This window comes from Haladaptatus sp., from assembly GCF_049589095.1.
In the GTDB taxonomy this organism is placed as follows: domain Archaea; phylum Halobacteriota; class Halobacteria; order Halobacteriales; family Haladaptataceae; genus Haladaptatus.
In genome coordinates this window covers 1-14,066 of the sequence record NZ_JBAWAC010000140.1, presented here as the reverse complement: position 1 = coordinate 14,066, position 14,066 = coordinate 1, and the positions used below count along the sequence as shown (strand labels likewise).

Annotated in this window: 10 protein-coding genes, 1 tRNA gene and 2 pseudogenes; 1 reads left to right on the top strand and 12 read right to left on the bottom strand. The window is 59.5% G+C overall.

All coding sequences use genetic code 11. From position 1 onward, the window contains the following. From WBV42_RS04825 to WBV42_RS04800, 6 genes and pseudogenes are all read right to left on the bottom strand, one after another. A pseudogene (locus WBV42_RS04825) lies at positions 1 to 366 on the bottom strand (ABC transporter permease); the annotation flags it as partial. A 3-nt stretch (positions 367 to 369) separates the two neighbouring features. Continuing rightward, entirely contained in the window at positions 370 to 1,356 is a 987-nt protein-coding gene (locus WBV42_RS04820) for an ABC transporter permease (RefSeq protein WP_253229018.1), read from the bottom strand. Positions 1,357 to 1,540: 184 nt separating this feature from the next. Continuing rightward, positions 1,541 to 3,361: an ABC transporter substrate-binding protein gene (locus WBV42_RS04815; protein WP_423985021.1), complete on the bottom strand. Its 1,821-nt coding sequence runs from the start codon at positions 3,359 to 3,361 to the stop codon at positions 1,541 to 1,543. 144 nt (positions 3,362 to 3,505) lie between these two features. Continuing rightward, positions 3,506 to 3,598 (bottom strand): annotated as a pseudogene (locus WBV42_RS04810) (twin-arginine translocation signal domain-containing protein); the annotation flags it as partial. A 460-nt stretch (positions 3,599 to 4,058) separates the two neighbouring features. After that, the gene (locus WBV42_RS04805) at positions 4,059 to 4,742 is read right to left on the bottom strand and encodes a type 1 glutamine amidotransferase domain-containing protein (RefSeq protein ID WP_423985020.1); all 684 of its coding nucleotides are present in this window, start codon (positions 4,740 to 4,742) and stop codon (positions 4,059 to 4,061) included. Positions 4,743 to 4,975: 233 nt separating this feature from the next. After that, a tRNA-Met gene (locus tag WBV42_RS04800) sits at positions 4,976 to 5,050 on the bottom strand. A gap of 88 nt (positions 5,051 to 5,138) precedes the next feature. Here WBV42_RS04800 and WBV42_RS04795 point away from each other — a divergent pair. Further along, positions 5,139 to 7,490, top strand: a complete 2,352-nt coding sequence (locus tag WBV42_RS04795; RefSeq protein ID WP_423985019.1) for a DUF2298 domain-containing protein — start codon at positions 5,139 to 5,141, stop codon at positions 7,488 to 7,490. Here WBV42_RS04795 and WBV42_RS04790 read toward each other — a convergent pair. From WBV42_RS04790 to WBV42_RS04765, 6 genes are all read right to left on the bottom strand, one after another. Beyond that, entirely contained in the window at positions 7,487 to 8,305 is an 819-nt protein-coding gene (locus WBV42_RS04790; RefSeq protein WP_066147900.1) for a nucleoside phosphorylase, read from the bottom strand. The genes WBV42_RS04795 and WBV42_RS04790 overlap by 4 nt on opposite strands. A gap of 59 nt (positions 8,306 to 8,364) precedes the next feature. Then, positions 8,365 to 8,892: a cytidine deaminase gene (gene cdd, locus WBV42_RS04785; RefSeq protein WP_423985018.1), complete on the bottom strand. Its 528-nt coding sequence runs from the start codon at positions 8,890 to 8,892 to the stop codon at positions 8,365 to 8,367. A gap of 196 nt (positions 8,893 to 9,088) precedes the next feature. Then, positions 9,089 to 10,141, bottom strand: coding sequence for an ABC transporter permease (locus tag WBV42_RS04780; protein WP_423985017.1), 1,053 nt, complete (start codon positions 10,139 to 10,141; stop codon positions 9,089 to 9,091). Further along, on the bottom strand, positions 10,134 to 11,447 hold the full coding sequence (locus tag WBV42_RS04775; protein WP_253229025.1) for an ABC transporter permease: 1,314 nt from the start codon (positions 11,445 to 11,447) through the stop codon (positions 10,134 to 10,136). The genes WBV42_RS04780 and WBV42_RS04775 overlap by 8 nt, the downstream gene beginning before the upstream one ends. Next, positions 11,444 to 12,991 (bottom strand): ABC transporter ATP-binding protein, encoded by a 1,548-nt coding sequence (locus WBV42_RS04770; protein ID WP_423985016.1) that lies wholly within the window; start codon positions 12,989 to 12,991, stop codon positions 11,444 to 11,446. Before WBV42_RS04770 ends, WBV42_RS04775 begins: the two co-directional genes overlap by 4 nt. A gap of 48 nt (positions 12,992 to 13,039) precedes the next feature. Further along, on the bottom strand, positions 13,040 to 14,066 hold a 1,027-nt coding region (locus WBV42_RS04765; protein WP_423985015.1), incomplete at its 5' end, for a BMP family lipoprotein.

The window sequence follows — 14,066 nt, the reverse complement described above, 5'->3', positions numbered from 1 at the left end:
GATGTACAGTGCAGTTTTCGTCGAGTAAATCAACAGTGTCAGAACACCTACCCCATCGTCGGTCGTTCCGAACGGTGCGAAAAACGGATCGCCGAAGACAGGGGGATACGGTAATTGCTGCTGCTGTTGAAGCGAGATGCGAGCGTACTGATCCGTCCCCGTGAAGGCTCGCCAGTCGAGCGAATGTGGAGCGAATACCGACGGGAAGAGCGCCCACAGGATGTACACGACGAGGATGATGAGTCCGATGACGCCCATCTTGTGCTGAGTATATCGGCTCCACCCCCGTCGAAATCGTTCGATTCGCGGTTTCCACTGCTCTTTGAGCGTACTTGTCGTTGAAGCGTTTTCGGATTGTGTTGACATTCGTTAGTCCCCTCCAAACTTGATTCGCGGGTCGAGGAAGGTGTATGCGACGTCCGTCAGCAGTCGCATGGAGATGATGAGTATCGCGGTCATGAAGAACGCCGCCTGTGCAATCGGGTAGTCCCTTCCTTGCACTGCACTCACCAGCAGCTTCCCGATACCGGGCCAACTGAACACCTGTTCGATGATGACGCTCCCGTCCACGAGGAACGCGAGGCCGACGATAGCCTGCGTCGCGACCGGAATCAATGCGTTCCGCGCCGCGTGTTTCATCATCACGGTACGTTCGCTGAGCCCCTTCGCTCGCGCGAGGAACACGTAGTCCTCCCCGGTGACGTTGTTCATCGACGGTCGCATGACGAGCATGGAACCGACCCATCCGACGAACGCGATGCTGAAGAGCGGTAACGCGATGTGAGAGAGGATGTTCGACATCGCCAAGAACGGCGTCCAATCCGGGACTCCGAATTGATCGACCATGTACGCGCTTTTTAGCAGTTTCAGTTTGTAGTTGAACACCCAGATGAACAGCCACGCGATCCAGAACGCGGGCATCGAGTACATGAAGAGACCGGACGTGTAGATGGTCTTGTCCTTGTTCGACCCTCGCCACCAGCCCAGATACATTCCGATGAGTGGGCCGATAGTGTACGCGATGATGAACCCAGCACCGAACAGGATGATCGTTCGCGGGAAGCGTCGGATAATGACGTCCCAGACAGCGACGTGCTTCGTCGGCGACCGACCGAAGTTACCCGTCTGATAGTTGACCATGTAGTGTAGGTACTGTTTCCACAGCGGTTGGTTCAGCCCCCACTGTTGTCTGATGCGCTCGATTTGCGCCGGTTTCATCTTCGGAGTGATCATACTCGAAATGATCGACCCGGGCATGCTGTGAATGAGCAAGAATATGATCGTCATGATGACGAGTAGCGTCAGATATGAAACGACCAATCGCTTCGCGAGATAGCGGGTGCTGATCTTTGTCATACTCTACCGTCCGTTGATTTCGACATACTGTTTACCATATCGTTTATTTGTGTGTATCCATGTCATTCATGGAATACCTTCATTATCAATGTGATGATTTTCGTATCGATCACGTAGTAAATTCAACCACCGATTTCCCCTGCCATACCGCGAAAAACCCACTCGGAAGGGCTCGAAGACGCGATTACTGCTTCAGGTTCTCTTTCAGGTAGATGCTGCTGTACTCCGCGTCCCAGTTCGCATAGCCCGGGTCGACGATGTTCTTCACGAACCCGCCGAACTTCTTCGAGTTGACCGGCCAGCGGTATTTGTCGTAGGACTGGACCATGTACGGCATGTCGAGATAGATCTTTTCCATCGCCTTCGCGTACTTCTTGGACCGCTTGTCGGGGTCGGTCTCCTTGTACGCCTTTTCGAGAAGCTTGTCTGCGCTTCCGCCCGCCACACCGTACCCGGTGGAATTGTAGGCGAACTTGTCGGTGTCGTCTCCCGAATTTCCGGAATAGAAGAACGAGTGAAGCGACGTTCCGTATGCGCTGGTTCCACCCCAGCCCATCGGATACACGTCGAAGTCCTCCTTTTGGTACACCTTACCCGTCATGGTGTTGAACGAGATCGACTCGGTGTGGGCCGGGATACCGAGTTGATGCAAGTTGTTCTTCCAGCGGTTGATCCCTTTCGCAATCTTGGGCTGTTCTCCTGGCGGGTCGATGAGGAGGGTAATGCCACCGTCGCCCATCATCTCCGTGATGGTCTTGCCGTCGACCCGAATCTCCTTCGTCACGTCGGCATCCGATTTCTTGAGAACGTCCGATTTGACCGGACCGAACGTGTACTTGTACTTCGCCTTCGACTGGCTCGCTTTGACGCCCGAGAACGAGCCAGGGAACTTCTTCCCGACGAACGTGCCTTTCGATCCGTCGATGACTTTTCCGTCCGTCAGGAACTTGCGAACACCTTCGACGTCCGGCTTCTTACCTTTCTCCGCACGGAAGTCGAACGCGTTGGTGCGGGGGTCTTCAAGCAGTTTGCCACCGTACACGGTCTCGGGACGCACACCTTTGTACCCCGGCGACTGGGCGTAGTCGCCTTTGAGGACGTATCCGCCGTGCAGCTGGGTCGTCCAGTAGTAGTCATCGAACATGAACGCCATCGCCTGCCGGAGGGCAACGTCATCGAGCGGCGAGCGACGGCAGTTGAAACCACAGTACGAAAATCCGCTGTCGTACCCCTTGACGAGACCGGCGCCGTCCATCTTCTTGACTTTCGGAATCTTCGAGGACTCCAAGCTGCCGTAGTGCGTGTCGATTTCGTCGTGCAGGAAGGCCTGCGTCATCGCCGACGTTCCACCGTACACCTTGAAGTTCACGCCGTCGAGGAACGGACCGCCGTGAATGAGCGTCTTGCTCTCCTTCTTCCAGTCGAGCTTGTTGAGCGCGTACTCGTTCTCGATGTAATCGCGGCGGAACTTGATCTGCATCGACGTGTCCGCGTTCCATTTGACCAGTTTACCCGGCCCGGTTCCGACTGGACCCTCGTCATTCGCCTTCGTCGGGTCGTAGTTCTTGTAATCGACACCCTCCCACTTGTGTTTGGGAATGATGGGAGCACCGCCGACGACGTCCGAGTCCCACGTCCCAACCTGCTGGGACAGTTTGATGTGGAAGTCCCAGTCGTTTTTCGCTTCCTCGATCTTGTCGAAGTAGTTCCAGACGGACCACTGACCGGGCTTGTTGTCGAGCTGGAACTGGTAGGAGAACAGGATGTCCTCCATCTTGAATTCCTCACCGTCGTTCCATTTCAAGCCGTCTTTTCGGGCTTTGACGTAAACATCCGGTTTGTCCTTGTCCGCATTCTTCAGGGTCCAATCGGTGAAAACCTCCGGTTTCATTTCGAACGTGACCGGGTCCTGTGCGACACCATAATCGTACACGGGGTCCAGCGCAACCGCAGAATACACGCTGCCCGCCAGCATAATGTTCGGACTGTCCGGTGCGGTATCCATCCCGTACCGGAGCGTTCCACCCGGTTCGATATCGTCCGGAGAAAGGGTATTCTGACTCGGTTCTTTCGTCGTTTCGGTTTCCCCATTACCTGTCGACGTGTCGGAAGAAGTCCCTTTGCTGTCTCCACTGTTACCGGAACAACCCGCAAGGGAGAGAGCAACAGCACCGGCCCCACTCGCCTTCAGAAACTTCCGTCGGCTATCATCTGCACCACTTCGGTTGCGTCGCCGTGGCATACCAAAGACTTGTAGAAGATGTATTTAAAGTTACTGATTAGAATAAGCATTTAGTCTTTCAGGCTTCATAGAAGCAATTCACGTAATAAAACCAGTAAAGAGTTTCAATCGTATTCGACCATTGGAATACGGAAATTAATGTTCAGCACTCACTTCCCTGGCAAGCATCCCATAATAGATCGTCCCAGCAACTGCGGTCGTCGCTAGCATAAAATACGATTGGAACGAAAGCATCCCGGAATGATCCCGGGTCCATGCGAGACTGAGAGCGGACCAGAGGGTGGCGATGGAAAATGCGATAGTCAGTAACCACAGCCCCGTTGACCGACGTCCGGAGCGGAGAACGGGGATGGCAATTATCATGACTACCCCTGCCACCACCGCCAACACGCCGCGCGTCCCTAGCATCTCGTGTCAACTGGGAACGAATCAACTATAAATTACCCGCTTCGGATCCGGATCACTCGATCCCGAGCGCGGAGAGAAGCGTCGTCGCCGCGTCATGCGACGACCCCGGTCCGCGTGCGGTAAGTAGATCACCGTCGGTTCGTACGCTGGTTTCGGCGTCGAGTTCGGCGTCCCACGTTCCACCCGCCGCTTTCACTTCGTCCTCGACCCAGTACGGTAGTTTCCGGCCGTCCGGCATGCAGTCGTCGTCATCGACGATTCCCTCCTCCCACTCGTTCGGGAACCCAGTGACGTCCCGTCCGTCCGCGATGAAGCCCCCGTCACTGTCACGAGTGAACGCCAACAAGCCAACGGCGTGACAGACGACGAGTGCTTTCGTATCGCCCGTTTCGACCGCATTACGGAGCAGCTTTCGTGCGTGCTTGTCCTGGTTTATGTCCCACTCCGTCCCGTGACCACCGGGGAAGACGACGGCATCGTATTCCTCGACACTCGTCGTCGCTAGCGGAACCGGATCCTGCAGTCGCGGGTCCGTTTCGTCGGCTTCCCGAACACGCTCTGCGGTTTCTTCGCCGACGTTCTCGGGGTCGATGGATCGATCATCGACCACGGGTTTTCCCCCGCTCGGCGTCGTGACCGTTATCTCGACACCCGCCTCATCCAGCGTTTGCAGCGGTTCGATACACTCCTCTCCCCAATATCCTTCTTCGCTCACCACGAACAGTGCGGATGGCATGCACAGTTCTACCGGTGCAAAGGGAATAAGTCGGATGGCACCGGCCGATTTTGAGGGAAAGGGGGAACCGACCGATGAAAGACGAATCGTGTGAAAACAGCAGGCGGTAGATTTGAACCACGGTCGTTCCGCTTCGCTACACTCCCTGATTCAAATCTACTCCGAAGGTTTATCCAGCCAAATGACCGCGACGAGGCTCAGCTCGCCGCTTGAGAGGTGAAGTAAAGGGAAAATAGCGGGAGGTAGATTTGAACTACCGATCTGCGGGTTATGAGCCCGCCGGAATCTCCTGGCTATCCCATCCCGCTATCAGTTCATACTGCCGTCCAGTGGTTAAGGGTTGTGATTCGGCCGCCGTGTGTGGGTTTGTGCCGCGATCGTATACGACAAAAAAATATGTCTATTGCACTACACAACCACAAGAAGTATATCACTGCGGTGCTCCGAATGACCCAGATGGAGTTCGTGCTCGTTGCGTTCTGGCTGGTCATCTATTACGCCCTCGCGCTGGCCGGGCTTCCCATTGCAGCGGCACTGTTTCGGACGTTTCCCGACCGTGGGGCGACGTTCGCGCTTCCGGCGAGCCTCGTCGTGGTGACGGTCATCACGTATTGGCTCGGCCAGTTCTCGTTTACGAACGCCACCATCGTCGTCGCGGTCGTCGTTCTCGCCGCCCTCTCGATGGCGTTGACGCGGTACGACCTCGAACTCGATTTGGGGGGGTACACTGAAGCGATGGTCGTTTTCACGGTCGCGTTCTGTTTTCTCGTCGTGGTCCGGGCCATCGACCCGGCCATCATCGCGACCGGGGGCGAGAAGTTCCTCGATTTCGGCGTGCTGCAGTCACTCATGCGAACTCCGAAGCTCCCGCCCGAGGACATGTGGTTTGCAGGGAAATCGATTCAGTACTACTACGGCGGCCATCTCATCGCCGCGATTCTGACGAAACTCACGGGGACGCTCCCCCGCTACAGCTACAACCTCGCCCTCTCCGGCTTTTACGGTATGCTCATCACGTCCGCCTACGGACTGGCGAGTGCGATCGCCGACAGGCAGGGGATACCTCGACGCTTCGCCGGTATCGCTGCCGGGTTCTTCGTCGGCTTCGCCGGGAACGTTTACACCCCCTTGCGTCTGGTTGCGGGAAGCTTCCCACAGTGGTTGCTGAAAGCGATCGCGAAACCGCTGGAGATGGACCCGTCGGCGATTCCCATCTCACCGACCGATTTCCACTACTGGGACGCCAGCCGCGTCATGGTCGGGACGATAAACGAGTTCCCCTTCTTCGCGTATCTGAACGGGGACCTTCACGCCCACATGATGGGACAGCCGTTCCTGTTGTTCGTCGCGGCGCTCGGCTATGCGATATATCGTTCCGACACCAAATGGCGACGTCTCCTCGTCTTCGTCGCGCTTCCACCCGTCGTCGGCTTTATCAGCACCGTCAGTTTCTGGAGCTTTCCGACCGCACTCGGTGTCGTCTGGCTTTCGCTCGTGTTCGCCGAAGGACATCCGGCGACGCTCGTTCCACACGGCGAGCGACTGCTCCAAATCGGCGAACGGTCGCGGCTGGCCGACGAACTCATCAGGACCACGGTTTCGCTGCTCATCGTCGTCGCCGTCGGCGGTCTCGCCTTCGTGTGGGCGGCCCCGTTCATCCTCAACGTGCTGCTCGGGGCCGCAGGCGCACGTGGTCTCGGCTTTCTGCCCGACCGGAGCAACGCCGTCGAGTTGCTCATCGTCCACGGCATCTTCCTCTGTCTGTTCGCGCTGTATCTCGGAATGAATGCCCGATGGAAGGACAGGGATACGGCGCTCGTGGTAATCTTCGGTCTTCTGTTGGGTCTCCTGAGTTGGAAAGCAGGGGCCGCGGCGCTGCTGTTGGTTGCCCCGCTTCTCGTCGGTGGATGGTTGCTCCTCCGTTCGGACGCCGACCTCGGATTCGAGACGGTACTGTTGGTGGCCGGTGCGGGACTCGTCCTGCTCGTCGAATTCGTCTACGTGCGCGACAACGCCATTTCCGGACGGTTCAACACGGTGTTCAAGGTGTACATGCAACTGTGGGTCCTCTGGGGTGTCGCCGCGGGCGTCGCACTGACACGGTTGGTAGCGGCCGCGATTCCAGCCGAGACGGCCACTCGGGCCGAGACGGTACCTCGAAGCCAAACCTCACGAGGAGGGCGACAGGCGACCGCGGTCTGTGCGACGCTTCTCGTACTGGTCGCATCCGTGTACGGCGTGTTCTCCCTGGGGGAGCACGTGACGACGGACAACCCGATCCATCGAGCGGATGACCCGACGCTCGACGGGTTGGCGTTCGTCCAAACGTTCCACCCCGGCGAAGCCGGAGCGATCGAATGGCTCGACGCGAGAAAGGGACGCCCGCACATCGCGTCCGCACCCGGAAAGCCCTACGTCTGGGGGAGTCCAGCGTCATCGCTCACCGGCGTTCCGACCATCGTCGGCTGGTATCAAGAGCAGATTTATCGCGGGAGCGATGCCTACCTGGCTCGAAAGAACGACGTCGCGTTGATCTTCTCCCCGACCACGACGTGGAAAACCCGTGCGAAGCTACTCGAACGATACGACGTCGAATACATATACTACGGCCCGAGCGAGCGGGAGCGCTACGGTCAGACATCGTTCGAACGCTTCCCCGGAATCCACCGAGTGTATCGCTCCGGGTCGGTGGCAATCTACCGCGTCAATGGGACGGTTATCGAACACCAGGTCGGGAAAACGAGCTAGTCGAGCGAGAGACCCGGGTGCCAGCGGTCCACACCCGCCTCCGCTTTCACTTCGTCCATCCGTGCGAGTAGCTTCACCGCGAGGCTGGCCGTTTCGGCGGCCCGATGTTCGCCTTCGGTTCTGAACTCGCCGGTCTCGCGGTTCGCGTACACCGAACAGATTGCCCCCGCTCGGAGGCCGTAGACGTTCGCGATCGTCAGAATAGCGCTCGCTTCCATCTCGATGTTTTTCACGTTCGCGTCCCGCAGATGGGACACGAGTTCGTCGCCTCCCTCCGCGAGGAAGCCCTCGAACCCGGGACGACCCTGTCCCGCGTAGAAGCTGTCGGCGCTCATCGTGATGCCGGTGTGGTAGTCATAATCCAGTCGTTCCGCCGCGGCGACCAGCGCTGCGACGACTTCGTAATCAGCGACCGCCGGGTAATCCTCCCGAACGTACTCGTCGCTCGTCCCTTCCTGTCGAACCCCACCGGTCGTGATGACGAGGTCGCCGACGTTCATCTCGGGTTGGATCGCTCCACAGGACCCGACGCGGATGAACGTGTCCGCACCGATTCGCGCCAGTTCCTCGACCGCAATCGCGGCCGACGGACTGCCGATGCCGGTCGAAGTGACGCTGATGGGCGCGTCGTCGTACGTTCCCGTCACGGTTCGGTACTCGCGGTGGAACGCCTTCTCGTCCGCCGAGTCCCAGAACTGCGTTATTTTCTCGACGCGTTCCGGATTGCCGGGCAGGAGAACCGCGTTCGCAACGTCGTCCTCGCCGACTTCGATGTGGTACTGTACCTCCGCGTTCGGGTCTTCGCTATCATCCATACCATCCACGTTCGCCGCCGCAAAAATAGGTGCTTCGCGTTTCGGGCGACGGACGACGATCAGTCCAGCATCTCCTCGGTGATCGTGTCCGGCAACAGTTCACCGAGGGTGTACTCCCGAACGTCGTCGCCGTGGTCGCAAACGACCACGAGGTCGTCGTCGCAGAACTCCGAAAGCGTCTGGCGGCACATCCCGCACGGCGTCACGCCGTCCTTGCGCGCGGAACTCACCGCGAGACGGTCGAACTCCCGGTGTCCCGACTTTATCGCCTCGGCGAACGCGACTTCCTCCGCATGAAGCGAGTTGCTGAAGTTCGCGTTTTCGATGTTACAACCGACGTAGATGGTTCCGTCCGCGGTTCTGAGCGCCGCCCCGACCGGATATTCCGAGTACGGGACGTGTGCACGGTCCTGAATCTCGCGTGCCTGCTCGACGAGTTCGTCCATACGACGGATGCGTGACGACGGTTCAAATAAGACGCGAAAACACGAATTGTGAGAGAAGTGGAGAGAGCGGTCGGCGCGCGAAGACGCGGCGGACGCTCCGCGTCCGTACGATTTTTCTCCCCCGTTTTCCCGAACGTTCATATATCATCACGGAACCAGAACCGCCGTGTTTCACGGACTGCTCGTTTCGCTCGCGGTCGTTCAAACCCTGTTATCCGCGACCTTCCGGAAACACCCACAGCAACCGCTCCTCGCGTCGAACGAATCGGGAAAACGAACTGGGACCGAAATCGACCGAAAAACGATATTGGCGAACGACCGTCCGCCCCCGTGCGCCTTACTCTTCGCCGGATTCGTAGTGCTCGCCTGCGGCGTCCGGGGTTCGCGTGTGTCCGACGAACACCAACACGATGATGACCGTCACGTACGGGATGATTCCGATGAGTTCGCGTGGCACGTTGAACCCGACCTGCTGGAGTCGCAACTGAAGCGCATCGAGGCTGGCGAAGAGGAACGACGCGCCGAACGCGCCGAACGGGTTGTAGTTCCCGAACAGGTAGGCGGTGATGCCGATCCAGCCACGGCCGTTGACCATCGTAGTACCGCTGCCGTTGAACAGCCCTGCCTGCCCGAGCGAGAGTCCCGCACCGCCGATTCCGGCGAGGAGTCCCGAGATGAGGACGCTCGCGTAGCGGACGCGATGAACGTCCACCCCGACCGTGTCGAGTGCCATCGGGTTCTCCCCGCTGGCTTTCACCCACTGACCGAACGCCGTCTTGTTCAGGACCCCCCACGTCAGCGGAACGGCGATGAGGAGCATGTACACCGTCGGGTTCGCGTTGAAGAGCACCGGACCGATGACCGGAATCTTCGCGAGAATCGGGATACGCCAGTTCGTTATCGTGCCGACGCTCGGACTGTTGATTCCGCCCCACAGGATCTTGCTCGCGAACGGTGCGAGACCCAGCGCGATGAGCCACACCGCGAGTCCGGCGATGATCTGGTCAGCCTTGAACTCGATGCAGACGACGGCGAACAGGAGTGCGAGCAGTCCGCTCGCGATGACCGCGGCGAAGAAGCCGAGCCAGAGGGTCGTCTGTGTCGCGCCTGCCGGTCCGGCGAGCGCGTTGGCGACCGCAACCCCGGTGAACGCCGAGATGATGAGGTGCCCTTCGAGTCCGATGTTGATGACGCCGCTTTTCTCGGCGAAGATACCACCGAGTGCGGCGAATCCGATCGGTACCGTCGCGCGGAGTGCCGCACTCGCATAGCTCCCGTTGATCGTGCCGACTATCTTGCCGACGACGCTGTTCGGGAACAGGAACCCGACGACGCCGATGATCGCCGCGACGACGACGGACCAGATGGTTAGCCGAACGCGTCTATTCATCGTTCTCACCTCCTTCGACGGTCGTACCGCCATCCGCGGCGACCGCACCCGACGAACTCGGGGTCGTCACCCGTTTGCCGATCATCCGGAAGAACTCCGGCATGGCGACGAACAGGATGATGAGCCCGCGCAGGACGCCGACGAGCTGTTTCGGCACGCCGAGTCCGAAGTCGATGGCGAGGCTTCCGCTTTTCAGCATCCCGAACAGGAGTGCTGCCAGCGGGATACCGAGCGGGTTGTTACCCGCCAGAATCGTCACCGTGATACCGTCGAAACCGTAGGACGGAACGCCCTGTTGCCACCTTCCCAGAATCATCAGGACGTACACCGTCCCCGCGATTCCGGCGACGGCACCGGAGAGTGCCATGCTCGATACCATCGTTCGCTTCGCGTCCACGCCACCGTACTCCGCGGCCTCCGGTTGGACGCCGCTCGTCCTGAGGTCGTACCCGAACGCCGTTCGGTGGAGGAGCAGGTAGGCCCCGCCCGCGAGGGCGAGCGCGCCGATGAGGACGAGGATGGAGAACGACGCCTGGCTCGGGAAGACGATGGGTGACAGCACCGCCGCCGACGGCATCGGACGCGTTTCGACGGTCTGACTCGCCGGATTCTTGAAGTACTCCGAGACGAGGACGAACGCGATACCAGTGGCGATGAAGTTGAGCATGATGGTCGTGATGACCTCGTTCGCATCCGCGTACGCCTTCATCGCTCCCGGTATCGCACCGTAAATACCACCGACGACCGCTCCGGCTAGCAACCCGAGCGGGATGAGGATGATGCTTCCCACGAGTCCGCCGGGAACGTGTGGGGCGACCCACAGCACCGACAACGCGGAGCCGAGCCCACCGAGGACGAGTTGTCCTTGCGTTCCGATGTTGAACATCCCCGCTCGGAACGCGATGGCGGCGGCCAGTCCGGCGAGCAGGAGGACGCTCGTCTGGCGCAGCGTCACCGCGAGGCTGAACTTGTCGAGGACGAAATCCGGCGGGAACAAAGTGGACGTCTGTGGGTTGGCGAACGATCCCACGAAGAGGTACTTGTACACCTGGATCGGGTTGTAACAGAACGACCCCGGAATCGGGAACTGGACCCCCCAGCCGCCCGTTCCCGGAATCGTGATGAGGACTTGCTGTGCGAGGAACGGATCGGAACAGGTCGCGACCCACCCCGAGATGAGGATGACGAACCCGCCGACGATGATCGACATGACGAGCGCGGCGAGGCTGATGAGAATCCGTTCGACCGCCGACGTTTCCGTGAGTCGAGTGAGGCCCTTTTCGGCTTGGTCCCGCCACGAACTCACTGGACTTCACCTCGGAGACTGGGTGTGTCATCCGGATGCTCGCCCGCCATCAGCAGGCCGAGTTCCTCTTCGGTTACGTGGTCCGGGTCAACGACGTCCATGATGGTTCCTTCGTACATGACTGCGAGTCGGTCCGAGAGCTGCTGCACTTCGTCGAGTTTCGAGGAGACGAGGAGAATTGCTTTCCCTTCTGCGCGCAATTCGAGCAATCGGTCGTGGATGAACTCGATACTGCCGACGTCCACACCACGCGTCGGATGCGCGGCGACGACGAGCGACGGGTCACGAGCGAACTCCCGACCGACGATGAACTTCTGTTGGTTCCCGCCCGAAAGCGACTCCGCCGACGCGTCGGCGTCGGGCGGTCGCACGTCGTACTCCTCGATGATGTCCTCCGCGTGTACCCGCGTCCCGTTCCAGTCGATTCGACCGTCGTGTGAGTACGGCTCCGAATGCTGGCTTCCGAGGAGGCCGTTCTCCACGAGGTCGAACTCCATGACGAGACCGCGAACTTGCCGATCTTCGGGAATGTAGGCCATTCCGGCGTCGATTCGCTCCCGGCGGGACAGTCCAGTAATGTCCCGACCGTCGAACGAAACCGCGCCTTCGTCCGGCGAGCGGAGGCCGGTGATTGCCTCGATGAGTTCGGATTGGCCGTTTCCGTCGACACCGGCGATGCCGAATACCTCTCCTTCACGGGCGACAACGTCGACGCCGGACACCTGTTCGACGCCACGTTCGTCCGTGATTCGAAGCCCGGAGACGTTGAGCATCACGTCGCCGGGGTCCGCGGGGTCCTTGTCCGTTTCGAGGAGCACTTCACGACCGACCATGAGTTCCGCGAGTTCCTCGCGGTTCGTGGTGTCGGTATCGACCGAACCGACGTTCTTCCCATCACGGAGAACGGTGATCTGGTCGGCGGCGTGCATCGCCTCGCCGAGTTTGTGGGTGATGAAGATGATGCTCTTGCCCTGTGCCGTGAGTTCGTCGAGAACCGAGAGCAACTCCTCGATTTCCTGTGGCGTGAGCACTGCGGTCGGCTCGTCGAGGATGAGGACATCCGCGCCCCGATACAGTGCTTTCAGGATTTCGACGCGCTGTTGCACGCCGACGCTCACGTCTTCGACGAGCGCGTTCGGGTCCACGTCGAACCCGTACTGCTCGCTTAGTTCTCGCACCTCGTGTTCGGCGCGAGCTCGGTCCATTGCCAATCCAGCCCACTTTCGAGGTTCGTTGCCGAGAACGATGTTTTCCGTAATCGTGAGGGTATCGACGAGCATGAAGTGCTGGTGAATCATGCCGATGCCGTTGTCGATAGCATCACGCGGCGAATCGAACTCGCGTGGTTGGCCGTCGATGACGACGTTCCCCTCGGTGGGTTCGTACAGTCCGTAGAGGACGTTCATCAGCGTCGTCTTCCCGGCACCGTTCTCCCCTAAAAGTGCGTGAATCGACCCCGGCTCTATCGTCAGATCGACGTTGTCGTTTGCGACGACACCCGGGAATCGCTTCGTAATGCCGTCGAGATGTACCGCCCGGCTCATTCTAATTCTGGATTTCCGTCCTACTTGTTTAAGCGCGCGGGTTTGCGCTTACTGTTTTGGCTTCGTCGGGACTTCGATGTCGCCGTTGACGATTGCTTTGCGCGATTCGTCCACTTTGTCCTTGACGTCCTGTGGAATCTTCGAACCGAGGTCCGCACCGTACACGGCTTCGACGCCGCCATCTTTCAGGCCGAGGGTGTTGACTTGGCCGCCCTTGAAATTGCCGTTCATGACGTGCTTCGTGCAGCGGTAAACCGCCTCGTCCACTTTCTTCACCATGCTGGCGAGGATGACGGGGCTGAACTTCGCCGTCCCCTTCGCCTTCGATTGGTCGCTGTCGACACCGATGGCGAACCGACCCTTCTGGTTCGCGGCTTTGAACACACCGTTTCCGGTGCCACCCGCCGCGTGGTAGACGATGTCCGCACCGCTCTCGTACATCGAAATCGCCGCTTCTTTCCCCTTAACCGGGTCGCTGTACGTACCGGCGTACGCCGTTTTGACCTCGATGTCCTCGCTCGCGCGTGCGACACCGGCCTTGTAGCCTGCCTCGAACTTCTTGATGAGCGGAACTTCCTTCCCGCCGACGAAGCCGACGACTTTCTTGTCGGGGTTCGTCGAACCTTTTCCGGCGCTGAAGTCCATCTGGGTCAGCTGTCCGGCGAGGTTACCGACGAGGAACGAGCCCTGTTGTTCCTTGAAGGTGTAGTTCGCGACGTTCTTCACGAGGTCGCCGTTGTCCTTCTCCGCCACGCTGTCCACGAGCATGAAGTCCTGGTCGGAGTACTGACCGGCGTTCTTGATCAGGGAGTTCGTCTGGACGTAGCCGATACAGCAGATGAGGTCGTAGTTCGGGCTGCTGGACTGGGCGAACTGCCGCTGGAGGTTCTCCACGTCGCTCGGCGAGTCGGGTTCCGCGTTCTGGAACTGAACGCCGAACTCCTGTTTCGCCTGTTTGATTCCCTTGTTCGCCATGTCGTTGAACGAGTTGTCCCCGAGACCGCCCGTCGCGTAGACCATCCCGACGTTGGTGTCCTTGCCGCTGTCGGAGTTCCCGTCGGTCCCCGTCGAGGAG

Coding starts and splice junctions, on each gene's coding strand:
- WBV42_RS04820 (WP_253229018.1), bottom strand. CDS start 1,356: ATGACAAAGATCAGCACCCGCTATCTCGCGAAGCGATTGGTCGTTTCA.
- WBV42_RS04815 (WP_423985021.1), bottom strand. CDS start 3,361: ATGGATACCGCACCGGACAGTCCGAACATTATGCTGGCGGGCAGCGTG.
- WBV42_RS04805 (WP_423985020.1), bottom strand. CDS start 4,742: ATGCCATCCGCACTGTTCGTGGTGAGCGAAGAAGGATATTGGGGAGAG.
- WBV42_RS04795 (WP_423985019.1), top strand. CDS start 5,139: ATGTCTATTGCACTACACAACCACAAGAAGTATATCACTGCGGTGCTC.
- WBV42_RS04790 (WP_066147900.1), bottom strand. CDS start 8,305: ATGGATGATAGCGAAGACCCGAACGCGGAGGTACAGTACCACATCGAA.
- cdd (WP_423985018.1), bottom strand. CDS start 8,892: ATGAACGTTCGGGAAAACGGGGGAGAAAAATCGTACGGACGCGGAGCG.
- WBV42_RS04780 (WP_423985017.1), bottom strand. CDS start 10,141: ATGAATAGACGCGTTCGGCTAACCATCTGGTCCGTCGTCGTCGCGGCG.
- WBV42_RS04770 (WP_423985016.1), bottom strand. CDS start 12,991: ATGAGCCGGGCGGTACATCTCGACGGCATTACGAAGCGATTCCCGGGT.